The organism is Bradyrhizobium sp. CCBAU 25338 (assembly GCF_028128965.1).
GTDB lineage: Bacteria > Pseudomonadota > Alphaproteobacteria > Rhizobiales > Xanthobacteraceae > Bradyrhizobium > Bradyrhizobium liaoningense.
The window spans coordinates 256,397-278,137 of sequence record NZ_LFKY01000042.1 but is presented as its reverse complement, the minus strand read 5'-3'; the positions used below and the strand labels follow the sequence as shown (position 1 = coordinate 278,137).

23 protein-coding genes and 1 pseudogene are annotated in these 21,741 nt (G+C 64.5%); 13 read left to right on the top strand and 11 right to left on the bottom strand.

The window, feature by feature from the left end:
- Positions 1-295 precede the first annotated feature (295 nt).
- Positions 296-3,811, top strand: coding sequence for a PAS domain-containing hybrid sensor histidine kinase/response regulator (locus ACM42_RS31025; RefSeq protein WP_271531441.1), 3,516 nt, complete (start codon positions 296-298; stop codon positions 3,809-3,811).
- A 260-nt stretch (positions 3,812-4,071) separates the two neighbouring features.
- Here ACM42_RS31025 and ACM42_RS31020 read toward each other — a convergent pair whose 3' ends face one another.
- From ACM42_RS31020 to ACM42_RS31010, 3 genes and pseudogenes are all read right to left on the bottom strand, one after another.
- Positions 4,072-4,635, bottom strand: a complete 564-nt coding sequence (locus ACM42_RS31020) for a cytochrome P460 family protein (RefSeq protein WP_271531439.1) — start codon at positions 4,633-4,635, stop codon at positions 4,072-4,074.
- Positions 4,636-4,708: 73 nt separating this feature from the next.
- Positions 4,709-5,737: an alpha/beta fold hydrolase gene (locus tag ACM42_RS31015; RefSeq protein WP_271531437.1), complete on the bottom strand. Its 1,029-nt coding sequence runs from the start codon at positions 5,735-5,737 to the stop codon at positions 4,709-4,711.
- Positions 5,738-5,772: 35 nt separating this feature from the next.
- A pseudogene (locus ACM42_RS31010) lies at positions 5,773-6,191 on the bottom strand (organic hydroperoxide resistance protein).
- A gap of 208 nt (positions 6,192-6,399) precedes the next feature.
- Between ACM42_RS31010 and ACM42_RS31005 the strand changes: the two are divergent.
- A complete protein-coding gene (locus ACM42_RS31005; RefSeq protein ID WP_271531435.1) occupies positions 6,400-6,663 on the top strand; it encodes a hypothetical protein in 264 nt (87 codons plus the stop codon).
- A 5-nt stretch (positions 6,664-6,668) separates the two neighbouring features.
- Here the strand turns inward: ACM42_RS31005 and ACM42_RS31000 are convergent, their stop codons facing one another.
- From ACM42_RS31000 to ACM42_RS30990, 3 genes are all read right to left on the bottom strand, one after another.
- On the bottom strand, positions 6,669-7,349 hold the full coding sequence (locus ACM42_RS31000) for a response regulator transcription factor (protein WP_271531433.1): 681 nt from the start codon (positions 7,347-7,349) through the stop codon (positions 6,669-6,671).
- Between the two features lie 185 nt (positions 7,350-7,534).
- Positions 7,535-9,640, bottom strand: coding sequence for a DUF294 nucleotidyltransferase-like domain-containing protein (locus ACM42_RS30995; RefSeq protein WP_271531431.1), 2,106 nt, complete (start codon positions 9,638-9,640; stop codon positions 7,535-7,537).
- A gap of 102 nt (positions 9,641-9,742) precedes the next feature.
- Positions 9,743-10,351: a hypothetical protein gene (locus ACM42_RS30990; protein WP_271531429.1), complete on the bottom strand. Its 609-nt coding sequence runs from the start codon at positions 10,349-10,351 to the stop codon at positions 9,743-9,745.
- 269 nt (positions 10,352-10,620) lie between these two features.
- On the opposite strand from ACM42_RS30990, the gene ACM42_RS30985 reads away from it, so the two are divergent.
- The 6 genes from ACM42_RS30985 (at position 10,621) to ACM42_RS30960 (ending at position 16,074) form a co-directional block, all read left to right on the top strand.
- Entirely contained in the window at positions 10,621-10,899 is a 279-nt protein-coding gene (locus tag ACM42_RS30985; RefSeq protein WP_028178150.1) for a DUF4212 domain-containing protein, read from the top strand.
- 12 nt (positions 10,900-10,911) lie between these two features.
- Entirely contained in the window at positions 10,912-12,891 is a 1,980-nt protein-coding gene (locus ACM42_RS30980) for a sodium:solute symporter family protein (protein WP_271531427.1), read from the top strand.
- A 202-nt stretch (positions 12,892-13,093) separates the two neighbouring features.
- Entirely contained in the window at positions 13,094-13,414 is a 321-nt protein-coding gene (locus ACM42_RS30975) for a hypothetical protein (protein WP_271531425.1), read from the top strand.
- Entirely contained in the window at positions 13,411-13,734 is a 324-nt protein-coding gene (locus ACM42_RS30970; RefSeq protein WP_271531423.1) for a hypothetical protein, read from the top strand. The genes ACM42_RS30975 and ACM42_RS30970 overlap by 4 nt, the downstream gene beginning before the upstream one ends.
- Positions 13,735-13,835: 101 nt before the next feature.
- Positions 13,836-14,204, top strand: coding sequence for a hypothetical protein (locus ACM42_RS30965; protein ID WP_155251832.1), 369 nt, complete (start codon positions 13,836-13,838; stop codon positions 14,202-14,204).
- Positions 14,205-14,448: 244 nt separating this feature from the next.
- Positions 14,449-16,074: an MFS transporter gene (locus ACM42_RS30960; protein WP_271532252.1), complete on the top strand. Its 1,626-nt coding sequence runs from the start codon at positions 14,449-14,451 to the stop codon at positions 16,072-16,074.
- 63 nt (positions 16,075-16,137) lie between these two features.
- On the opposite strand, the gene ACM42_RS30955 is transcribed toward ACM42_RS30960, so the two are convergent.
- Genes ACM42_RS30955 through ACM42_RS30945 form a run of 3 tightly spaced genes read right to left on the bottom strand, consistent with a single transcriptional unit; the run spans position 16,138 to position 17,413 of the window.
- Positions 16,138-16,611, bottom strand: coding sequence for a secondary thiamine-phosphate synthase enzyme YjbQ (locus tag ACM42_RS30955; protein WP_271531421.1), 474 nt, complete (start codon positions 16,609-16,611; stop codon positions 16,138-16,140).
- Between the two features lie 8 nt (positions 16,612-16,619).
- Positions 16,620-17,135 carry a hypothetical protein gene (locus ACM42_RS30950; protein WP_271531419.1) on the bottom strand — a complete coding sequence of 172 codons (516 nt, stop codon included), beginning with the start codon at positions 17,133-17,135 and terminating at the stop codon, positions 16,620-16,622.
- On the bottom strand, positions 17,132-17,413 hold the full coding sequence (locus ACM42_RS30945) for a hypothetical protein (RefSeq protein ID WP_271531417.1): 282 nt from the start codon (positions 17,411-17,413) through the stop codon (positions 17,132-17,134). Before ACM42_RS30945 ends, ACM42_RS30950 begins: the two co-directional genes overlap by 4 nt.
- Positions 17,414-17,488: 75 nt before the next feature.
- On the opposite strand from ACM42_RS30945, the gene ACM42_RS30940 reads away from it, so the two are divergent.
- From ACM42_RS30940 to ACM42_RS30920, 5 genes are all read left to right on the top strand, one after another.
- Positions 17,489-17,887: an AtpZ/AtpI family protein gene (locus tag ACM42_RS30940; protein ID WP_271531415.1), complete on the top strand. Its 399-nt coding sequence runs from the start codon at positions 17,489-17,491 to the stop codon at positions 17,885-17,887.
- Between the two features lie 87 nt (positions 17,888-17,974).
- Positions 17,975-18,724, top strand: a complete 750-nt coding sequence (locus ACM42_RS30935) for a F0F1 ATP synthase subunit A (RefSeq protein WP_271531413.1) — start codon at positions 17,975-17,977, stop codon at positions 18,722-18,724.
- A 53-nt stretch (positions 18,725-18,777) separates the two neighbouring features.
- Positions 18,778-19,008, top strand: a complete 231-nt coding sequence (locus tag ACM42_RS30930) for a F0F1 ATP synthase subunit C (RefSeq protein ID WP_007599451.1) — start codon at positions 18,778-18,780, stop codon at positions 19,006-19,008.
- Positions 19,009-19,073: 65 nt separating this feature from the next.
- The gene (locus tag ACM42_RS30925) at positions 19,074-19,640 is read left to right on the top strand and encodes a F0F1 ATP synthase subunit B (RefSeq protein ID WP_271531411.1); all 567 of its coding nucleotides are present in this window, start codon (positions 19,074-19,076) and stop codon (positions 19,638-19,640) included.
- A gap of 5 nt (positions 19,641-19,645) precedes the next feature.
- On the top strand, positions 19,646-20,131 hold the full coding sequence (locus ACM42_RS30920; RefSeq protein WP_028178160.1) for a F0F1 ATP synthase subunit B family protein: 486 nt from the start codon (positions 19,646-19,648) through the stop codon (positions 20,129-20,131).
- Between the two features lie 200 nt (positions 20,132-20,331).
- Here the strand turns inward: ACM42_RS30920 and ACM42_RS30915 are convergent, their stop codons facing one another.
- Both ACM42_RS30915 and ACM42_RS30910 read right to left on the bottom strand, forming a co-directional pair.
- A complete protein-coding gene (locus ACM42_RS30915) occupies positions 20,332-20,982 on the bottom strand; it encodes a hypothetical protein (protein ID WP_271531409.1) in 651 nt (216 codons plus the stop codon).
- 133 nt (positions 20,983-21,115) lie between these two features.
- Positions 21,116-21,703, bottom strand: a complete 588-nt coding sequence (locus tag ACM42_RS30910; RefSeq protein ID WP_028178162.1) for a GNAT family N-acetyltransferase — start codon at positions 21,701-21,703, stop codon at positions 21,116-21,118.
- Between the last annotated feature and the right edge of the window lie 38 nt (positions 21,704-21,741).

The following is a 21,741-nucleotide window of genomic DNA, read 5'->3' as shown; positions in this document are numbered from 1 at the left end:
CTGCCACCCTCCTCTGGATGGCGGGGCGGACCGCATTTGAGATTTTGCAGAGGTCGTCATGCCCGGGCTTGTCCCGGCCATGACGCTGTGGAGGCCGTCGGTGCTCCACAAGCCCGCATGTAGCGTCCCCCTGTCCTCCAGTAAGTAAGGGCCACCTCCCGGCCGCACCTTAACGACAATCCCGGTTCCTCCCCCGGCGCGGCATTTCGCTGTCGCTTGCGACCGCCCAACGCGCTAGGTTTGCAGGGAAAATGAGCTCGGGCGCCGCCAGCGCCCAGGGAGAAGCACGCTCACCATGCTGCACGACTGGGGCGTGATCGCCGCCGCGTTCGGTTATATCGGCTTTCTGTTCCTGGTGGCGAGCCATGGCGACCGCCGCTCGCCGGCCGGGCGCGGGCGCGGTCGCGCCTCCGGGCTGATCTATCCGCTGTCGCTGGCGATTTACTGCACCTCCTGGACCTTCTTCGGCTCGGTCGGCTTCGCCACCCGCACCTCGACCGACTTCCTCGCGATCTATCTCGGCCCGATCCTGATGATCGGGCTCGGCGCCGGCGTGTTGCGCCGCGTGATCCAGCTCGCCAAAACCCACAACATCACCTCGATCGCCGACTTCATCGGGGCCCGCTACGGCAAGAGCCAGGCGGTGGCGGCGACCGTCGCGCTGATGGCGATCATCGGCTCGGTGCCCTACATCGCGCTCCAGCTCAAGGCGGTTGCCTCGTCGCTCGAAACGATCCTGAGCGAGGACCAGGCCTTCTCCCACATCCCGATCGTCGGCGACGTGGCGCTGATGGTGACGCTGTCGATGGCGGCCTTCGCGGTGCTGTTCGGCACGCGGCAGACCGACGCCACCGAGCACCAGCACGGCCTGATGCTGGCGGTCGCGACCGAATCCATCATCAAGCTGATCGCCTTTCTCGCCGCCGGCATCTTCGTCACCTTCTGGATGTTCTCGCCACATGAGCTGATCGAGCGCGCGATGAAGACGCCGGAGGCGGTGCGCGCGATCAACTACTCGCCGTCGATCGGCAACTTCCTGACCATGACGCTGCTGTCGCTGTGCGCGATCATGCTGCTGCCGCGCCAGTTCCACGTCAGCGTGGTGGAGAATTCCTCCGATGCCGAGGTCGGCCGCGCGCGATGGCTGTTCCCGCTCTACCTCGTCGCCATCAATCTCTTCGTGATCCCGATCGCGATCGCCGGCCTCGTGACCTTCCCATTCGGCGCCGCCGACCCCGACATGTACGTGCTGGCGCTGCCGATGGAAGGCGGCGCCGATCTGCTCAGCGTCGTCATCTTCGTCGGCGGCCTGTCGGCGGCGACCGCGATGGTGATCGTCGAATGCGTCGCGCTCTCGATCATGGTCTCGAACGACCTCGTGGTGCCGCTGGTGCTGCAGCGTCGGCCGGAGGGGCGCGCCGGCGGTGCCGATTTCAGCGACTTCCTGCTGCGCTCGCGGCGGCTCGCGATCTTCGCCATCATGGTGATGGCCTATTTCTACTATCGCGCGCTCGGCAATACCCAGCTCGCGGCCATTGGTCTGCTCTCCTTTGCCGCCATCGCCCAGCTTGCGCCGAGCTTCTTCGGCGGGTTGCTTTGGCGGCGCGCGACCGCGCGCGGCGCCATCGGCGGCATGCTGGTGGGCTTTGTGGTGTGGCTCTACACGCTGTTCATGCCGAGCTTCATGGATTCCTCGACATCAGGCATCATGCTGCTCCAGCACGGCCCGTTCGGCATCGAGGCGCTGCGGCCGCAGGCACTGTTCGGCGCCGACCTGCCGCCGCTGATGCACGGCGTCATCTGGTCGCTGTCGCTCAACATCCTGACCTATGTGCTGCTGTCGCTGGCGCGCCAACCGTCGTCCATCGAGCTGTTGCAGGCCGATCTGTTCGTGCCCAATACGCTCGCACCGATCTCCCCGAGCTTCCGGCGCTGGCGCACCAGCATCACCGTGCAGGACATCCAGACCACGGTGGCGCAATATCTCGGACCCGACCGCGCGCGGCATTCCTTCGAGGCATTCTCGGCGCGGCGAAACGTGCGGCTGGAGCCCGGAGCACCTGCCGATTTCGAGCTGCTGCAGCACGCCGAGCACCTGATCGCGTCCTCGATCGGCGCGGCCTCCTCCCGCCTCGTGATGTCGCTGCTGCTGCGCAAGCGGACGGTCTCCGCCAAGGCCGCGCTGAAGCTGCTCGACGACTCGCACGCGGCGCTGCATTTCAACCGCGAGATCCTCCAGACCGCGCTCAACCACGTGCGCCAGGGCATCGCCGTGTTCGATGCCGATCTGCAACTGATCTGCTCCAACCGGCAGTTCGGCGATCTCCTCAACGTTCCCCCGCATCTGATCCAGTTCGGCACGCCCCTGCGCGAAATCCTGGAATTCATCGGCGTCGGCGATCCGGACCATCCGCTCGAGAGCGAGGCCCTGCTGGAGCGGCGCCTCGCCGCCTACACCACCGACAGCGAGCCTTATCTCGAACGCCTGCCGGAACGCCACATGGTGATCGAAGTGCTCACCAACCACATGCCCGGCGGCGGCTTCGTCATCACTTTCACTGACGTCACGCCCACTTTCGAAGCCGCGGAAGCGCTGGAGCGCGCCAATGCGACGCTAGAAAAGCGCGTGCGCGACCGCACCGAGGAGCTGACGCGGCTGAACTCCGAGCTGGCACTGGCCAAGAGCGCGGCGGAAGACGCCAGCATCTCCAAGACGCGTTTCCTCGCCGCCGCCAGCCACGACATCCTCCAGCCGCTGAACGCGGCGCGGCTCTATGTCACGAGCCTGGTCGAGCGCCAGCACGAAGGCGAAGAGACGCGGCTGGTCGAGAACATCGACGAATCGCTGCAGGCCATCGAGGAGATCCTCGGCGCGCTGCTCGACATCTCCAGGCTCGATGCCGGCGCGATGACGACCTCGATATCGAGCTTCAAGATGGCCGATCTGATGCGCTCGCTGGAGATCGAGTTCGCGCCGATCGCGCGCGCCAAGGGCCTGGAGCTCGCCTTCGTGCCCTGCTCGCTGCCGGTCGAGTCGGACCGGCTCTTGCTGCGGCGCCTGCTCCAGAACCTGATCTCGAACGCGATCAAGTACACCCCGCGCGGCCGCGTGCTGGTCGGCTGCCGCCGCCGCGGCAGCTCGCTCAAGATCTGCGTCTACGACACCGGCGTCGGCATCCCCCCGGTCAAGCGCGGCGAGATCTTCAAGGAATTCCATCGCCTGGAGCAGGGGGCGCGGATCGCGCGCGGCCTGGGGCTGGGACTATCGATCGTCGAACGGCTGGCACGCGTGCTCAAGCACGGCATCGCCATCGACTCCAATGCCAGCGGCGGCTCGGTCTTCTCCGTGACGGTGCCGACGGCGAAGGCGATCACCCATACCGCGGCCGTGACCAGCGCGACGCCGTTGGCGCGCACCCCGATCTCGGGCGCGCTGATCGTCTGCATCGAGAACGATGCGGCGATCCTCGACGGCATGCGCACGCTGCTCAAGGCCTGGGACGCCGAGGTGATCGCGGTCGCCGACCCAGAAGGCGCGATCGCCGCAATCGAAACAGCCGGACGACGCGTCACCGGCCTGCTCGTCGACTATCACCTCGATCGCGGCAACGGCATCGCCGCCATCCGCGAGATCCGCCGCCGCTTCGGCGACACCATCCCCGCGATCCTGATCACCGCCGATCGCAGCCCCGCCGTGCAGGTCGCCGCGCGGGACGAGAAGATTGCGGTGCTCAACAAGCCCGTGAAGCCGGCTTCGCTCCGTGCCCTGCTGGGTCAGTGGCGCACACAGCAGATGGTGGCGGCGGAGTGAGTCGCGCGGGTCAGTAGTCGGTCGATAGGCCGAGCGCGCGCCACCTCTCCAATTCCTCGAGACGAAGCCTGTCCGCCGCCGCAATGGCGTTCACGGCGTCGCTGCCGAGCGCAATCCGCAAGGGGTGGGCGATCCATGTCGACGAGCTTCAACATGACGGCTGCAGCCTTGGCCGGGTCGCCGGGCTGGCGGCCATCGTAATCGCGCTGCATCCTGCCGCTGATGACCCACGTCTTCGACATGACGGTCTCCGGATGGCCTCAGGGCGCCAGGCGCGTGAAGACGTAGTCGCGGCTCCTGGCGCGAGCCTCGTGGCAGGCGAAGCAGGTGCGGTGCTGGGCCTCGTCCACCGGCCTGCCGTTGATGAAGCGGCCGAAACCCCAGCCGCCGGTGGCAGCGTATTTCTTGGAATCCTTGACCATCACCTGGACCGTGGTGGCGGCGCCGGGAATGGTTGCGGATGCGAACTCCGGCGATTGCTTCCGCTTCCAGGCGCGCTTGACCAGAATGGTGCCGTCCGGGAACGGGAGTTTCCCGGCCTGATAGGCGTCGATTGCGGTCTGGTTGCCGACCACAGCGCGAAGCTCGTCGAGCGGCGCCGCCTCCTCGGCCGGCGCGACCAGCTCCCACTGCTTGTAGCCCGACGGAATCGTGACTCCGAAGATCGGCGACGCATCCGCCGCGCTCTGATCCGCCGGCCCCTCTGCGGAGGCGATCGTGACCAGATACGGCACGCAGGTCAGGAGCACGACAAGCAGGACCACCGTCAGCACGATCATCGTGGCATAGAAGGACTTCTTTTTTTCAGGTTCGGTTGACGACATGACGTTCTTGAAGCAGGGATCAACGGGGCGATCCTCGATCCAGACGGGCTGGACCGAGGGGGCTGACAGATGCTCAGGCGCCGTCGGCCTCGATGACGGCCTTGGCAAAGGCTTGTGGCGCTTCCTGCGGCAGATTGTGGCCGATGCCGCCGGTGATCAGGCGAAACTCGTAACGGCCCGAGAATTTCCTGGCATAGGCGCTCGGGTCGGGATGCGGCGCGCCGTTGGCGTCGCCTTCCATCGTGATCGTCGGCACCTCAATCTGCGGAGCCGCCGCGAGCTTCCTTTCGAGATGCTCGTACTTCGCCTCGCCCTGGGCGAGCCCGAGCCGCCAGCGGTAATTGTGGATCGTGATCGCGACATGATCCTTGTTGTCGAGCGCCGCCGCGCTGCGATTGAAGGTGGCATCGTCGAACTTCCACTGCGGCGAGGCGAGCTTCCAGATCAGCTTGGCGAAATCGTGCGTGTACTTCTCGTATCCGGCGCGGCCGCGCTCGGTGGCGAAGTAGAACTGGTACCACCATTGCAGCTCCGCCTGCGGCGGCAACGGCGCACTGCCGGCAGCCTGGCTGGAAATCAGATAGCCGCTGACCGACACCAGTGCGCGGCAGCGGTCGGGCCACAGCGCGGCGATGACGTCCGCGGTGCGCGCGCCCCAGTCGAACCCGGCGACGACGGCTTTCTTGATATCGAGCTTGTCCATCAGCGCGATGATGTCGACGGCCATCGCCGCAGGCTCGCCGTTGCGCGGCGTCTCACTCGAGAGGAAGTGCGTCGTGCCGTAGCCGCGCAAATAAGGGACGATCACGCGATAGCCGGCCTTCGCCAGGATCGGCGCGACATCGACAAAGGCGTGAATGTCGTAGGGCCAGCCGTGCAGCAGGATCGCGACGGGACCGTTCGAGGGCCCCACCTCCGCATAACCGACGTTGAGAACGCCGGCGTCGATCTGCTTGATCGCGCCGAAGGACGCATTCGATGCGGAGGATCGCAGCGGTTCCGTCTCGGCACGTGCGAGATCGATCACGCCGAGACCGACGGCGACGGCTCCTGTGGCGATGCCGAGAAACTGGCGGCGGTGCTCATCGATGATCTGCTTCATGGTGTTGCTACCTCGTGGTGGTTGATGATGCTGCGTCAGACCAGCGCGACCTTGACTTCGATGTTGCCGCGGACGGCCTTGGAGTAGGGGCAGGATTGATGCGCTTCATCGACGATGCCCTGTGCGGTCTCGCGATCGAGACCCGGCAGGCTGACATTGAGGCGCGCCCGGAGGGCATAAGTGCCTTCATCGAGAAGAAGATCGATTTCCGCATCGATCGCACTTTTCCCAGGAAGCACGATTTTCCGCTTGCGGGCTGCCGTTTCCATCGCGCCTTCGACGCAGGCCGACCAGCCGGCTGCGTACAATTGCTCGGGATTGGTGCCGATGCCTGCGCCACCTGGGGGCGAGAGCTTGACGTCGAGCGACCGTCGGAACTGCGCGACATGCCGTCGTGCCGCCCGCCGCTGGTGTGCGTCCTGGCCGTGTAGAGCAGTTTTGCCGCTTGCGTCATGAAGGTCTCCTTGCCGTCGCACAACTGACTATCAGCGGTGCGCCCGGGAGACGCGTTTAGACTTGTGAGAAGTTGTGAGGCCGGCGGAGAACCTGTTACGAGGCCTACCCCGCACTTCAACTCTTCCTCGAACGTGCCGCGGCCGGCGGCGCGCAGATCGCGCTCGACGATGCCAACGCCGCGATCATCGCGCGGAGAGCTGTTGCGGATGAAGGGCAAGGTCCTCCTGTCGTCGCCGCAGCCCGGGGCTGAGCAAGCAGAGGTCTACCTGATGCAATCCCTTGGTTTGAGCCGCCGCCAAGGCGCCACAGCCTGGGAGCTGCACGCCGCGATCGATCTCGGCGGACTATTTGCCGAACGCGGGCAGCGCGAGGATGCGAGGCGATTGCTCCAATCGTCCCTCGAGGACTTTGCCGAGGGCTCCGAAACGGCGGATATCAGAGCGGCCAACGTGCTTCTGACCACACTGTAGGGGCCTCACCCCGTCGGCGTGCCCTGCGTCCACTGGCCGCCGGCGATCTTTGCGGCGGCAATCACGGCCTGGGTGCGGCTCTCGACGCCGAGCTTTTGCAGGATGGCCGAGACATGCGCCTTGATCGTGGCCTCGGAGACACCGAGCTCGTAGGCGATCTGCTTGTTGAGAAGGCCCTCCGACAGCATCATGAGGACCCGGACCTGCTGCGGCGTCAGCGTCACCAGGCGGTCGCGCAGGCGCGTCATGTCGGGGTCGGCCGCGGCGGACAGATCGGTGTCGGCGGGAACCCAGACGTCGCCTTCCATCACCTTGAGGATGGCGTCACGCAATGTGTCGACGCCGAAACGCTTTGGAATGAAGCCGGACGCACCGAAATCGAGCGAGCGGCGGATCGTGGCGCTGTCGTCAGACGCCGAGACGATCACGACCGGAATCGCCGGATATTGCGCGCGCAGATAGATCAGACCGGAAAAGCCGGAGATCCCGGGCATCGAGAGGTCGAGCAGGATCAGGTCGACCTCGGAGGTCTGTTCCAGCAGCCCGGTCAGGTCCTCGAAGGATCCGGCCTCGTCGATCCTGGCCGACGGGAGAACACCTGCCACCGCCTGTCGCAGCGCATCGCGGAACAAGGGATGGTCATCGGCGATGACGAGATGGGTGTTTGCATTGGCTGTTGCAGTCATCTGTTCCGCAGGCCGACGAAAGATCGGGAAAGAATATCAACTCGTTGCTGATCAAGCAGCAATTGACGATTGTTCACTGACTGGAGCCGTCTTGCAAGGCAACCTTCCGCCCGCAGTCGCAAGGCAGTTAATCACAGGCGCGAACCGGTTGATGCTGCAGCGCAAAAAGCCGCTGACAGGTCTCATCAATCCCTGAACAGCAGGTCTCGGGTCAAATCATCGATCACGGTGACCGCTTGAAGCGCTGCCCTCAATCGCTCGTGGTCACGGGCCGACAATCGCTTGACCAACACCGCATTGGAGGGCGGCGTTCCCTGCGCCACATCCGCGATCTGTTGCGACACGATCAGCTCCAGAAAGACACCATGGGCCTCGTCGAGCGCATCGAGATCGGTCTCGCCACGGCCAACCACGGCCTTCACACCCGCGAGTCGCTGCGATGTCGACCGGCCCATCACATGGTAGCGAATCGCCATCGCACGCGCTGCAGCGACCAGGCCGAACAGCCCTGCCGCCTTGAGGTCAATGCGACCGCCTTCAGTGCGGATGCCGCCGAAGAATTTCAGGCTCGCGGGGACGCTGATCCCTTCGACCAGAAGCTTGGCGAATGCGACCTGCCCCTCGGCTGCCGCGAAGGCCGCCTGCCTGACGGAGACGGCGAGGCTGCCGTCGCCATGAACGGCCCGGAGATCGAAGAAGATATCCACCGACAGCAGATCCTTTGGACTGGAGCGCCAGACCCAGTGCTCGATGCGGTCCCGCCACGTTGCAACAGAGCCGCGCCAGGGCGGGTTTTTCGCCATGACGCCTCCCCTGCAATAGGGCACACCGGCCTCGTGCAGAATATCTGCAACGTGCGCTCCGAACGCCTCAAACCAGCGATCCTCGTCGCCTCCCGGCTCGCCTTGCTCGAAGATCACGGCATTGTCCTGATCCATCGCCAGCAGGCTTTCGCCGCGTCCGGCAGACCCGAGCACGATCAGCGTGTATGGCGTTGGGGGGTCGCCCTCGCCGCGTTCCCGCATGAGCCGCTCGGCAATCACAGCGGCCTGACGGGTGAGGGCGCAGAGCTCGCTGGAAATCACGTCCGCAACCTGGCGGCCGGACAATCCTTCCGCCAGGAGCACCTCAGCAACCCGCGGCAGCTTCGCCCAGGCCAGCGCCAATGCCTGCGTATCCGCGGCATCCTCGATCTCGTCCCCGAGCGATATGGCCTCCCCTGCCCGCAGACGCAGCAGGTCCCGCGCAGACAACGCACCAACCACCCGGCCGGCCTCATCGATAACGCCGAGATGACGGGTCTTGAGGCGATTCATCCGGCCAATCGCGCGATAGACGAGCGCGTCCTCGGGAATCGACGCCAGCGGCCTGCTCATGATCCGGTGCACCGGCAGCTCCAGCGCCGGGGCACCGAGCCGGGCGATCGCCCGCAGCACGTCGCGCTCGGTAACGATCCCGGCCTCGACGGCCTTGACGTCGTCTGCGGCCGCATCCGGCGCGCCGACGTACACAGCCGATATTCTATCGCTCGTCATTCGCGCCAGGGCGTCGCCTACCGAAACGTCCGCACCGACGAAAATGGCGGGATATCGCATGATGTCGCGGTTGCGGTGGCGATAGGCATAGGCGTCGAACCGCTTCAGCGTTTGTTCTGCATCGATGCGGGCTGTCGCTTCGACCGCCTCGATCCAACCCATCCGCACCTGATCGTCGAGCACAGCGGTGAGCGCGCGACAGACCCGCTCGGCCTCGGCAACGGTCCGGATGCCGTGCTCGCGCAGCCTCGGCAGCAGCGCCAGGAAGATCCGCGCCGTCGTGATCGCATCGCCGAGGGCGGAGTGCCGACCGACCACGTCGATACCAAGCCAGCTTGCGAGATTCCCCAGCTCGTATCCGCCAAGGTCCGGCGCAACGATCTCCGCGAGCAGTCTGGTATCGAGCGTTCGAGGCCGGGTCCATGGCAATCCCGCCAGATCGCATTCGCGCTTCAGGACCGCCAGATCGAAACCGATCATGTGCCCGATGACGACCGCCTGGCCGAGGAACGCCTCGAAACGCGGCCAGACATCCACGAACAGCGGCGATTCAGCGACCGTGGCATCATCGATGCCGTGAATGCGCGTCGTCTCGGCGGGGATCGGTTGATCGGCCGGCCGCAGCAATTGAACGAACGAACCGCCGTCCACCAGCTTTCCGGCCGACAGACGCACGCCGGCAAGCTCGATCACCCGCGCCTTGCGCGGATCGAGCCCGGTCGTTTCGGCATCGATGACAACGGCGTCGAGCGACAAAAGCGGGGCAGCACCACTTGTCGTATCCATTGTCCTCCCTCGGAAGGCCCGGACGGTGCGATGCCGGCCGGCAAGCCGGGCATTGGCAGAGGCCGGGCGATCCTACGCCAGCAGCGTGTTGGTCACCGCAGCCGCATCGATGCGATCGACCAATTCGTCATGGATGTTGCACAGGCTGACGCGCAGGTAATTGCGTATCGTCTCGAAATCCCGTCCGCGCAGTTTTTCGTGGATCGGCATCATCGCAAAATAGGTTTCCGCCAGCGGCTCGGGAATGTCCATCACGCGCTTGGGCGCATGCCCGCCAACGAGGTCGAGCCGCTGCTCCAGCTCGCGCCGGGCCTGAAACCAGCCATCCTCGCCGATCGACGGCGGCACTGGATAACGGTCGAAAACCGAGAGGACGACGAGGATCATCTGGTCGAGAACCGCCCGGCGCTGCATGCCGGCATGTGGGCGCAATACCCCCTCGACCATCTCGCCGACCATCGCAAGCCCGAGCGGATAAGCCTGCCAGCGCGAGCGTTCGACGGCTAGTGCAAACCCTTCCTCGGCAAACAGCACCTTGGCGTAGTGGCCGGCGCGGGCACGCGAATACTCGTAGATGCCCTTTTGCACGATGAACGCCGACTGCGCATCGATGAAGTCCGCAAGCGCCTCGCGGTCGCCAATCGGCGGCCGGGGACGAAAGAATTTTTGCAGCAGCTTCATCGCAGTCCGATCCTGCCAGACGGAATCGCCGTGCTATCCCGCGCTCGCAGCGCCCGAATTGTCAACGGCCGCAACGCTGTTCGCATCCGCAGCATCGGTTCCCTCCGAAAGTATTATAAAGGCCTCGGCACTCCTGATGTTAGCCTCCGACATTCCAAATTGGCGAAAGACCGGTTGGAAGGCGGCACGGGGGGGCCGCAGCGACGGGTATGCAACCCCTCGATTCCTCCGGCTCGCATGCCGGAGTGCTGACAGAGGAAATGCAGCCCATGCCTGACTCCCACAATCTCAGAGAACGCGAAGAAGCCCACTGGCGGAAGACCTCGCGCCTGATGCTGATCAACCTCGGCATCTGGTTCTTCTTCGGATACGTCATCCACATGTTCGTGGTTCCGCTCAACACCATCCAGTTGCCGATCCTTGGCTTCCCGCTCGGCTTCTATATGGCCGCGCAGGGTTCGCTGATTGCCTTCGTGGTCATCCTGTTCGTGTTCGCCAGACAGCAGGACAAGATCGACCGAGAATTCGGCTTTGCAGAAGACGACTAGGGGGGATTGAACATGGCTACGCAGGCCTCAACCGGCGGCTCCGACTTTCTCAGCAACCTTGGGCGGATCTACGGCTTCTACACCGGTGGATTCGTCGCGTTTGTCCTTCTGCTCGCCGTCCTCGAGATGATCGGGGTGCCGAACAAGGTTCTAGGCTACCTGTTCGTGTTCTTCACGCTCGCGGTCTACGCCATCATCGGCATTCTGTCGCGAACGGCACAAGTTTCGGAATACTACGTGGCGGGCCGCAGCGTGCCGGCGTTCTACAACGGCATGGCAACCGGTGCCGACTGGATGTCGGCAGCGTCCTTCGTCGGCATGGCGGGCACGCTGTTCCTGCTCGGCTATGACGGACTTGCCTGGGTGCTCGGATGGACCGGCGGCTTCGTGCTGGTCTCCATCCTGATCGGGCCCTATCTGCGCAAATTCGGCGCCTATACGGTGCCCGACTTTCTGTCCTTCCGTTATGGCGGCAATTTCGCCCGGGGGCTGGGCGTTATCGTGCTCGTCGCCTGCTCGTTCACCTATGTGACGGCGCAGATCTACGGCACGGGCATCATTGCCTCGCGCTTCCTTGGAATGCAGTTCGAGCTCGCAGTTTTCGCGGGACTGGTCGGCATCCTGGTCTGCTCGATGCTGGGCGGCATGCGCGCGGTGACCTGGACGCAGGTGGCCCAATACATCGTGCTGATCATAGCCTACCTGACACCGATCGTGATCCTGTCGACCAAGATCTACGGGATACCGATTCCCCAGCTGACCTATGGACACGCGATCGCGGACATCACGGCACGCGAACAGGAGATGCTCGCCAACGGACTAGCGGCGGCGGCAAGCCTCAAGCCGCACATTCAGCCGTTCCTCAGCTATAGTCCGCTGAACTTCTTTGCGATCATCCTTTGCATGATGGTCGGCACGGCCTCGCTGCCGCACATCCTGATGCGCTACTTCACGACACCGTCGGTGCGTGAGGCGCGGCAATCCGTGGCCTGGTCGCTGCTGTTCATCTTCCTCCTGTACTTCTCGGCGCCTGCCTACGCGGCGTTCTCGAAGCTGGAGGTGTACACGAACATCATCGGGCGCGATCTGTCCGCGATCAGACCCTGGCTGTTCAGCTGGGGCGAGCTCGGGCTGATCCAGATCTGTGGCAAGAACGCCGTCAACATCGACGCCGTCATTGCCGCGTGCAAGGCCGTTGCCGGTCACCCCGGTGTGGTCCGGCTGCAGGACTTCGTCATCAACACGGACGTGATCGTGCTCTCGACACCGGAGATCGCTGGGCTTCCCTACGTGATCTCCGGCCTCGTCGCGGCCGGCGGCCTGGCTGCGGCTCTGTCCACCGCCGACGGACTGCTGCTCGCGATCGCCAATGCATTGTCGCATGACGTCTACTACAAGATGATAGATCCGAACGCGCCGACGGCACGCCGGTTGATCATCGCGCGCGTGCTGCTGCTGGCGGTCGCCGTCGTTGCTGCGGCGACGGCCGCCACCAAGCCCGGGGATATCCTGGCCATGGTCGGCTGGGCGTTCTCCCTGGCGATGGCCGGCAACTTCCCGGCGCTCGTGATGGGCGTCTGGTGGAAGCGCACGACGTCCGCGGGCGCGGTCTGCGGCATCATCGCCGGGTTCGGGCTCTGCCTGTTCTACCTCGTGACCACGCGCTATTTCCCGGGCGCGGGCGTCAAGTACTTCGGCATGACGTCGCTGCTCAATCCGGCCACCGGCGCACCACTCGTCGACATCGCCAAGGCCATGGCGTTGCCCAACGCGATGGAGAGTTGGCCGACACTGGCCCACCCGCTGGCCAACAAGGTGGGGTGGTTCAACCTCAGCAACATCGCCTGCGGCTTGCTGGGTGCGCCCTTCGGCTTCGCCGTGATCATCATCGTGAGCCTGCTGGGACGGGCGCCGTCGCGGGAAATGCAGGCCTATGTCGACGAGATTCGCAAGCCGCGAGGCCGCACGGTGCTCGAAGAGAAAACGACCTGAGCGGATCGGATAGATTGCGACAAACGGGGCCTTGCGAGGCCCCGTTTTTGTTTGCGACCGGTGGCGCTCGCTTGCCCCGAACCGCCTGCCTTGACATTGTTGCGTGCGAAGGCTGGTGCAGAATGCCCGATGGCCCGGGCGGAGCGAGCGGCCCTCGCAAGACCATACTGCTTCCAGAGCGACGCCCGGAGGAGGACAGATTTTGGACATTGCCGACTCGTTCGCCAGATACTGGTATTTTCACCTGCCGAACTTCGTTCTGGCTGCTCTGATGTACACCATGCTCGGCCGCTTCCTGCTTGGCCTCTTCGTCGACGCCGACTCGCCAAACTATATCTGGCGCTTCTTCTGCCGCTTCACCGATCCGGTGCTCACCGCTATCGCAACCGTCACGCCGAAGGCAGTTCCTCCAGCCGTCGTGTGGCTGTTCGGTTTTGTCTGGATGTTCTGGTTGCGGATCGCGCTCCACTACACATTGCTCGCGCTCAATCTCGCGCCGCGGCTTGCGGGAGGAGGATCATGAGCCGCAACTTCTACCTGATCGGTATTTCCTTCTTCGGAATGATCAATGGCCTCTTCAACCAGCTTTGGCTGATCTTCGCCTTGCTCTATGTCCAGCCGCTTGCAGGCCCGCTTCTGTTCGGAAGCGTGTCGCTGATGCTGATGTTCGCCTCGCTGATGGTCTCGACCGCTACCGTCATCCTGGGCGGCATTCCCGCCGCCATCTACGAACGCGTCACCGGCGCCCAGGAGTCCAACAACGTCTCTCTTTGGATCTGGCTGGCCGGCACGGCGATTCTGGCGCTACCGGCCGCCGGTAATTTCATCAGCATCGGCCTCTGAACCGGGGGCAGGAACCATTGAAGGCAGGCCCCGCAGGGACTACCCTAAGCCGCATCTCAATCATCTCGATCTCAATGAGCCAGGTGACGGAGTCCCTCCTCATGGAAGAAATGCGCCGCATCGCCTTTGAAACGGTCCTGCGCGCGTGCGGATTTGCCTCCCTCGCCATATTCTGCGTCATGATCGGCCTTTCGTTTCTGCCGGGCTCCGCGTTTCAGGCGGGAGGCTTTCTGAGCCTGATCATGACACTGGTGCTTCTCCTGAAGGCGGAGGAAGCGCGGACCAAAGACCACCGCCGCACCGAGATGTGGCTGTATCTTCCAAAAGACAGGCGCCCGCCTCAGCCGCATGCACAAAAAACAGTCTCAGCGGTGATGCGCGAGACCTATCTGGTGTTTGCATACTGGTCTGCGCTGGTGTCCGTTGTGATGTGGATTGTCGCGGTGGGCTTTTCCGTCCTTGGACTTTAGTTTGAGGCTGCAGACCCCACGGTATTTCGTTCCCGCGGCTCCGCGATTTCCCGTCCGATATCTCCACGGCGCCCCCGATTCGCGTCGAAAGTACTATTGGGCCGGATGCGGTAGGCATGTAATTGCTCGCCCTCGATTGGTGGCGCGCCCGCGTGGCGCGGATCGGTTCTTGAAAAGAAAACAAGCGGGAGCGAATCGGATGACGACAGTAACTGCAACATCGGCACCATCTGCCGGGGCCGGCATGACGAAGGACGAACGGTTCGTCATTCTCGCCTCCTCGCTCGGTACCGTGTTCGAGTGGTACGACTTCTATCTCTACGGTTCGCTGGCAAGCATCATCGGCGCGCAGTTCTTCTCGGCCTATCCGCCCGCAACCCGCGACATCTTCGCGTTGCTGGCATTCGCCGCCGGCTTCCTGGTCCGCCCCTTCGGCGCCATCGTGTTCGGCCGCATCGGCGACATCGTCGGCCGCAAATACACCTTCCTCGTCACCATCCTGATCATGGGTCTGTCGACCTTCATCGTCGGTCTGCTGCCCAACGCCGCGACCATCGGCATCGCGGCGCCGATCATCCTGATCATCTTGCGTCTTGCCCAGGGTCTGGCGCTCGGCGGCGAATACGGCGGTGCTGCGACCTACGTCGCGGAGCATGCGCCGAACGGCAAGCGCGGCTACTACACCTCCTTCATCCAGACCACCGCGACGCTCGGCCTGTTCCTGTCGCTGCTGGTGATCCTGTTCACTCGTTCCGCGCTCGGCGAAGCGGACTTCGCGGCCTGGGGGTGGCGCATTCCGTTCCTGGTGTCGGTGCTGCTGCTCGGCGTCTCGGTCTGGATCCGGCTTCGCCTCAACGAATCGCCGATCTTCCAGAAGATGAAGGACGAAGGGAAGGGTTCGAAGGCGCCGCTGACGGAAGCCTTCGGCAACTGGCAGAACGGCAAGCTCGTGCTGCTCGCCCTGCTCGGCGGCGTGATGGGCCAGGGCGTGGTCTGGTACACCGGCCAGTTCTACGCGCTGTTCTTCCTGCAATCGATCCTGAAGGTTGACGGCTATACCGCCAACCTGCTGATCGCCTGGTCGCTGCTGCTCGGCACCGGCTTCTTCATCGTGTTCGGCGCGCTCTCCGACAAGATTGGCCGCAAGCCGATCATTCTCGGCGGCTGCCTGATCGCGGCGCTGACCTTCTTCCCGATCTTCAAGATGATCACCACCAACGCCAACCCGGCGCTGGAAAAGGCGATCGAGCAGACCAAGGTCGAGGTGGTGGCCGATCCCGCAGGATGCGGCGACCTGTTCAACCCGGTCGGCACCCGCGTGTTCAGCGCACCTTGCGACACCGCGCGCGCCTTCCTGTCGCAGTCGTCGGTCAAGTACTCGACAACCTCCGGCGCGGCCGGGTCAGGCGTAAAGGTCGTGATCAACGGCAAGGAGCTGCCCTATACCAACGCCAAGGACAGCAACCCGGCGGTTCTCGCCGCGGTGCAGGCGGCTGGCTATCCGAAGGCGGGCGACGCCGGCATCGTGAAGATGGCGCATCCGTTCGACATCTTCCGTCCGCAGGTGGCAGCGATCGTCGGCCTGCTGTTCATCCTGGTGCTGTTCGTCACCATGGTGTACGGCCCGATCGCGGCGATGCTGGTCGAACTGTTCCCGACCCGCATCCGCTACACCTCGATGTCGCTGCCCTACCACATCGGCAACGGCTGGTTCGGCGGCCTCTTGCCGGCGACCGCCTTCGCCATCGTGGCCTCGACCGGCGACATCTATGCCGGCCTCTGGTATCCGATCATCTTCGCGTCCATCACCGTCGTGATCGGTTTCTTCTTCCTGCCCGAGACCAAGGACGTCGACATCAAGGCGACCTGATCGAGGCAGCGCTCGACGACACGAACCGGCCGCGGTCTCCGCGGCCGGTTTTGTCTTGTGCGCCTACTGATTGCTGCCGATGAATTGCAGCACGATCTCGCGGCGGTGCGGGCGGCTGCGATGCTCGACCAGATAGATCGCCTGCCAGGTGCCGAGCGCGAGCTTGCCGTTCAGGACCGGCACATGAAGCGAAGTCTGCGTCAGCATGGTCTTGATGTGCGCGGGCATGTCGTCGGGTCCCTCGGTGTCATGGGTCCACCCGGCGTTCTCCGGTGCGAGCCGTGACAGCGCCGTGGTGAGATCGACCAGCACGGAGGGATCGGCGTTCTCCTGAATCGTGAGCGAGGCCGAGGTGTGGCGGACGAACAGCGTCAGCGCGCCATCGCGCGCGTGAACGTCCTTGACGAACTTCGTCGCTTCCGCGGTGATATCGACGAAGGTTCGCCCGGGCGTCGGCACCGTCAACAGGGCGGTACTAATGGCCGTGGCCTGCACGGTCGATGGCACCGAACGCGTCAGCTGTTTCTCGGACATCATTCAAACTCTCAAATCTTGCCCGACACGTCCTTCTGCACGCGGTTGGCCATGTCGATCAGCCGCCGCCAGGCCCTTTCCAGGAACGACATCACGCGATCGACGTCCTGGTCGCTCGGCAGCGGGATCTCGATTTTGCGCTCGCCCGGGGCAACCTTGGGTTCCGCCTTCTTCAGCGGGTCGGATTTTGGCAAAGCCTCGTCGATCTTGCCCGACACCGTCGGTCCGGCCGCGAGCTGTCCCTTCAGCCTCTCGACCTCGGCCTGGAGCCTGCCGATCTCGGCGTCGAGTGCGGTCCGCTCGTCGGGCACCGCGTAGCAGGCCCAGCCGGCGTCGTTCTTGGTGCAGGTCGATACCGTGCCGGTGCGAGTGTCGAGCCGCAGCACGCCCTCGGCGATGGGCGTCATGCTGTAGCGACCATTTTCGCCGTCGGGCGCGGATTGCGCGGCCACGAGGCCGCCGCTGACGACCATCACCGCGACGGCCGCGGCAAGCCATGATGCTGTGGATGACGTCGCTGGTCTCATCGCCCTCTCCGCCACGGTGCAGATGCCGCTTCAATTCTACACCCGCGCCAGGCAATCCGCCGCCAAAACCCGCCCCCGAAATCAACGAACGCGATGGCTTCTTTGATCCAGGCAGCAGGGCGAAAGGACAGCTGCATCCGCCGATCGTGAGGAGACCTGCTGCGGTGCGGCGTCACGCTGTGTGCAGCGCTGCCGCGCACGCCGATATCATCAAATAAATCAGCCACATAACCGAAAGCGACGCAATCGTGACTTGGCTTGACTTGATTATGGGCCATCAGTATGGTCCGCGCGGCTTTTGAGGGTGACGGGCGCAATTTCCATTCAGCCGCAGCGTTTCGGGTCTTCGTTGCATGACACAGGGCACGGGACACGGCGAGGATGGAGATCGCGATAAATCGTCCGAGGAAGCCGCGCTTTCCGAACGGCTCGGAAGTCTTGATCAGCGGTTGTCCGAATTTCGCGACCGCCGGACCAGGACCGAGCAACCCGCAGGTGACGGTGGAGACAGAGCGGCCAGAGCCTCGGCGATGGCGCTTGGTTTCCGGTTATCCTCGGAGTTGATCGCCGGCGTCGCTGTCGGAGCGGGGATTGGCTGGGGGTTCGACCGCTTGCTGTCGACGTCGCCCTTCGGATTTATCGTGTTCCTGCTGCTGGGCTTCGTGGCTGGCGTGGTGAATGTGGTGAGAACGGCGGGCGCGGGTCAAAACAGGCGCGGCGATTCGCAGCGGATCCCACCAGGAGAGGAATGATCGTGCCGGCCTCGCCGGCACGGGCCGGCCCGGCCGGCAGACCGAGACCCGCCGGCATTGCCCGGCAGACCAAGAGATGCCGCGCTGATGAAAATCGATCCGATCCACCAGTTCAACATCGAGCCTCTCTTCACCCTGGGCCACATCGGCAATCACACGATCGCCTTCACCAATTCGTCGCTCTACATGCTGGTGGCGGTGGCGATCATCTCGATCCTGATGCTCGCCAGCGGCACGCGGCTGGTTCCCGGGCGCCTGCAGTCGGTCGCCGAAATCTCCTACGAATTCGTCGCCTCGACCATCCGTTCGACGGCCGGCGCGGAAGGCATGAAATTCTTCCCGCTGATCTTCTCGCTGTTCATGTTCATCTGCGTCTCGAATCTGGTCGGCATCATCCCCTACACCTTCACGGTGTCGAGCCACCTGATCGTCACCGCGGCGCTCGCGCTCCTGGTCTTCTTCACCGTCCTGATCTACGGCCTCTACAAGAACGGCCTGAAATTCTTCAAGATCTTCGTTCCCCACGGCGTCCCCATCTACATCCTGCCGCTGGTCATGTTCATCGAGATCCTGTCGTTCTTCCTGCGGCCGGTCTCCCACAGCGTTCGTCTCTTCGCCAACATGCTGGCCGGCCACATCGCGCTGAAGGTGTTCGCGGGCTTCGTCGCCATGCTCGGCTTCTCGCTCGGCGCCATCGGCTGGATCGGCGGCGTGCTGCCGCTGGCGCTCACGGTCGCGCTGACCTCGCTCGAGATCCTGGTCGCGTTCCTCCAGGCCTATGTGTTCGCGATCCTGACCTGCATCTACCTCAACGACGCCATTCATCCGGGACACTGAGCGGTCCGGGGAATTTCCACCCACAACCCCATCTTTCTTCCAAGGAGTCTAAAATGGATCCGGCAGCAGCAAAACTTATCGGCGCGGGCATCGCGTGCATCGGCATGGGCGGTGCGGGCGTCGGCGTGGGCGTGATCTTCGGCAACTACCTCGCCGCAGCGGTGCGCAATCCGTCGGCCGCTCAGGGCCAGTTCGGCAACCTGATCTTCGGCTTCGCCGTGACCGAAGCGCTCGGCATCTTCTCGCTGCTGATCGCGCTGCTGCTGCTGTTCGTTCCGCTCTGAGGACGACGTTTTTCGCGCCGTTCCAGTCCTTGGAACGGCGCGTGTGACAGCAACAGGAGAACTCCATGGCTGAGAGTCATGGCGGCGCGAAAGGTCCGGCGGCGGGCGCTCACACCGAGGCTGACGGTGGTCACCACGGTGGCGGTTTTCCGCCGTTCGAGAGCAGCAGCTTTGCTTCACAGCTGGTGTCGCTCGCGATCTTCTTCGTCCTGCTTTACGTGATCGTGTCCAAGCTCGCCCTGCCGCGCATCGGCGGTGCGATCGAGGCGCGTCAGAACAAGATCGAGGGCGACCTCGCCGAAGCGCAGAAGCTGAAGGACCAGTCCGACGCAGCGCTGAAGGCCTATGAAAGCGAGCTCGCTTCGGCGCGCACGCGGGCGCAGGCGATCGGCAACGAATCCCGCGACAAGGCGAATGCGCAGTCGGAAGCCGAGCGCAAGGTGCTGGAAGAACAGTTGGCGGCCAAGCTCGCCGGGGCGGAGAAGACCATCGCCTCGACCCGCGCAGCCGCCATGAGCAACGTCCGCGGCATCGCGGCCGATGCGGCAGGTCAGATCGTGCAACAGCTCACCGGCGTCGTTCCGGACGCCGCGTCGGTCAATGCCGCGGTCGATGCGTCCTTGAAGGGTTAGTCGAGATGTTCTTCGAACCTGAATTTTGGGTCGCCGTCGCCTTCGTGATCCTGATGGTCGTGTTCGGCTATCTCGGGGTCTTCAAGACGGCGATGACGGCGCTGGATCATCGCGCCGAACGCATCAAGGCCGAGCTCGACGACGCCGCGCGCCTCAAGCAGGAGGCGGCCAAGGTGCTCGCCGACTACAAGTCGCGCAGTGCCATGGCCGAGCGCGAGGCAGCCGACATCATCGCCAACGCCAGGGCCGAAGCCGAGCGCATCGCGACCGAGGCCAAGGCGAAGATGGAAGACTTCGTGGCCCGCCGGACCAAGACCGCGGAGAGCAAGATCGCGCTCGCCGAGGCCCAGGCGCTGGCCGACGTCCGCGCCGCAGCCGCGGAAGCCGCTGTCCAGGCCGCTTCCACGATCCTGTCGCAGTCGGTCAGAGGCCAGGTCGCCGACGACCTGCTCGCCAAGGGCATCAACGAGGTTCGGCAGAAGCTGAACTGAGGGGTGCGCTCTCATCAATCAAAAAGCCGGCGCGATGAGCGCCGGCTTTTTGTTGTCTGAACGACCTCGTGTCCCGGACGCGGCGCGGCATGCAATGACGCGACGCTGAGCCGGGACCCAGTTATGTCGCGGCGTGGGCCCCGGCTCGCAGCGCACCGCTGAAGAAGCGCTGCGCTGCGTCCGGGGCAAGAAGCCTCACCCTACTTCTTCTTCCGCGCCTTCGGCTCGGGCGAGAGCGCCTGCGGGTCGAAGCCGACATAGAAGATGTAGGAATCGGCATCCTTGGCCGAGGGCACCGGATAGCTCAGATCCTCGGCGACAAAGGTGAAGGGCACGCTGCCGCCCTCCGACATCGCGACCGTGGTCCGGTAGGCCTTCGAGGCGATCACCTTCTCGCCGACGCCGCCCTGCACCACCGCGATGCGCAATGGGACGTCGACCGTAGCAGGCGCACCGGCGGGACCTGCGATGACGCGGCCCTGGATTCCGATCCGGGCGGTGATGTCGCCGCCGCTCCGGGCGCATTCGCGCGCCATTTTGGTGATCGTGGCCTGGAAGCGGATGTCGTTACCGACGGCCTGCTTGCCGTTCGCACCGACGGCATAGGTAGAAGCGCCGGCGCGCACGGTGACCTGCGGGCAATCGACTTCGTCGTCGGCTGGCTGGCCGGGCGCGGGCGCCGGATTGGGCTGCGCCGGCTCGTCCGACTTGCCGCCGAACAGGCTCTTGAAGCGGTCGCTCAAGGATTGGGCCGCCACCGGCGAGACGCACACGAGCGCAACTGACAGGGCCAACGCGACCGCTGTCCCCCGCCGCAGCGCCTTCCGCGATGACCGAAGCTCCTTCACCATCGACACCCATACTCCATCACGAGATCCGGACCCAACCACCGGCCGGCCCGCGCCGTTATATCGTCAAAATCGGCGAACCCAAGGCAGCAAAAAGGTGGCAAGCAGGGAGACCTTGCCCTCACGGAATGGCAGCTCAGCCGCGGAAATCCTCGTGCAGCAGGCCGAACAGCAGGTGGTCCTGCCAGACCCCGTTGATGCAGAGATAACGGCGTGCGAGGCCCTCGCGCGAGAAGCCGCACTTCTCCAGCACCCGGATCGACGGCGCATTGGTGGGGATGCAGGCGGCCTCGACCCGGTGCAGATTGAGCTCGCCGAACAGCGTCGGCAGCAGCACCCGCAGCGCGGCCGTCATGTAGCCGCGATGGGCATGAGGCTGGCCGACCCAATAGCCGATGGTGCCGGCCTGCACGATGCCGCGCCGGACATTGGCAAGAGTGATGCCGCCGACCAGGGCGCCGTCGAGCTCACGGAAGATCAGAAAGGGATAGGAGCGGTCCGCGGCAATGTCCTCGGAATAGCGGCGCAGGCGGCGCCGGAAGCCGGACCGGGTGAGATCGTCGGACGGCCAGATCGGCTCCCAGGGCGTGAGATAGTCGCGGCTGGTTTCGCGCAAATGAGCCCATTGCAGGAAGTCCGACATTTGCGGCGCGCGCAGCAGCAGCCCGTTGCCGCGCGGCGCGAGGGTGGCGGGTCCACTGGATGGCAGGCGAAAGAGGGCCATGGTGATGCTTTCCGGGGCTGGGCTCCCTAGCACAGCTC

What these genes read in the sequence shown, in the direction of transcription:
- ACM42_RS30935 (WP_271531413.1), top strand. Translation starts at nt 17,975, where the DNA reads ATGAAAATCGATCCGATCCACCAGTTCAACATCGAGCCTCTCTTCACC.
- ACM42_RS30925 (WP_271531411.1), top strand. Translation starts at nt 19,074, where the DNA reads ATGGCTGAGAGTCATGGCGGCGCGAAAGGTCCGGCGGCGGGCGCTCAC.
- ACM42_RS30960 (WP_271532252.1), top strand. Translation starts at nt 14,449, where the DNA reads ATGACGAAGGACGAACGGTTCGTCATTCTCGCCTCCTCGCTCGGTACC.
- ACM42_RS31015 (WP_271531437.1), bottom strand. Translation starts at nt 5,737, where the DNA reads ATGAAGCAGATCATCGATGAGCACCGCCGCCAGTTTCTCGGCATCGCC.
- ACM42_RS31025 (WP_271531441.1), top strand. Translation starts at nt 296, where the DNA reads ATGCTGCACGACTGGGGCGTGATCGCCGCCGCGTTCGGTTATATCGGC.
- ACM42_RS30955 (WP_271531421.1), bottom strand. Translation starts at nt 16,611, where the DNA reads ATGATGTCCGAGAAACAGCTGACGCGTTCGGTGCCATCGACCGTGCAG.
- ACM42_RS30910 (WP_028178162.1), bottom strand. Translation starts at nt 21,703, where the DNA reads ATGGCCCTCTTTCGCCTGCCATCCAGTGGACCCGCCACCCTCGCGCCG.
- ACM42_RS30985 (WP_028178150.1), top strand. Translation starts at nt 10,621, where the DNA reads ATGCCTGACTCCCACAATCTCAGAGAACGCGAAGAAGCCCACTGGCGG.
- ACM42_RS30950 (WP_271531419.1), bottom strand. Translation starts at nt 17,135, where the DNA reads ATGAGACCAGCGACGTCATCCACAGCATCATGGCTTGCCGCGGCCGTC.
- ACM42_RS31005 (WP_271531435.1), top strand. Translation starts at nt 6,400, where the DNA reads ATGAAGGGCAAGGTCCTCCTGTCGTCGCCGCAGCCCGGGGCTGAGCAA.
- ACM42_RS30945 (WP_271531417.1), bottom strand. Translation starts at nt 17,413, where the DNA reads ATGGCCCATAATCAAGTCAAGCCAAGTCACGATTGCGTCGCTTTCGGT.
- ACM42_RS31020 (WP_271531439.1), bottom strand. Translation starts at nt 4,635, where the DNA reads ATGTCGTCAACCGAACCTGAAAAAAAGAAGTCCTTCTATGCCACGATG.
- ACM42_RS30940 (WP_271531415.1), top strand. Translation starts at nt 17,489, where the DNA reads ATGACACAGGGCACGGGACACGGCGAGGATGGAGATCGCGATAAATCG.
- ACM42_RS30920 (WP_028178160.1), top strand. Translation starts at nt 19,646, where the DNA reads ATGTTCTTCGAACCTGAATTTTGGGTCGCCGTCGCCTTCGTGATCCTG.
- ACM42_RS30990 (WP_271531429.1), bottom strand. Translation starts at nt 10,351, where the DNA reads ATGAAGCTGCTGCAAAAATTCTTTCGTCCCCGGCCGCCGATTGGCGAC.
- ACM42_RS30980 (WP_271531427.1), top strand. Translation starts at nt 10,912, where the DNA reads ATGGCTACGCAGGCCTCAACCGGCGGCTCCGACTTTCTCAGCAACCTT.
- ACM42_RS30965 (WP_155251832.1), top strand. Translation starts at nt 13,836, where the DNA reads ATGGAAGAAATGCGCCGCATCGCCTTTGAAACGGTCCTGCGCGCGTGC.
- ACM42_RS31000 (WP_271531433.1), bottom strand. Translation starts at nt 7,349, where the DNA reads ATGACTGCAACAGCCAATGCAAACACCCATCTCGTCATCGCCGATGAC.
- ACM42_RS30930 (WP_007599451.1), top strand. Translation starts at nt 18,778, where the DNA reads ATGGATCCGGCAGCAGCAAAACTTATCGGCGCGGGCATCGCGTGCATC.
- ACM42_RS30915 (WP_271531409.1), bottom strand. Translation starts at nt 20,982, where the DNA reads ATGGTGAAGGAGCTTCGGTCATCGCGGAAGGCGCTGCGGCGGGGGACA.
- ACM42_RS30970 (WP_271531423.1), top strand. Translation starts at nt 13,411, where the DNA reads ATGAGCCGCAACTTCTACCTGATCGGTATTTCCTTCTTCGGAATGATC.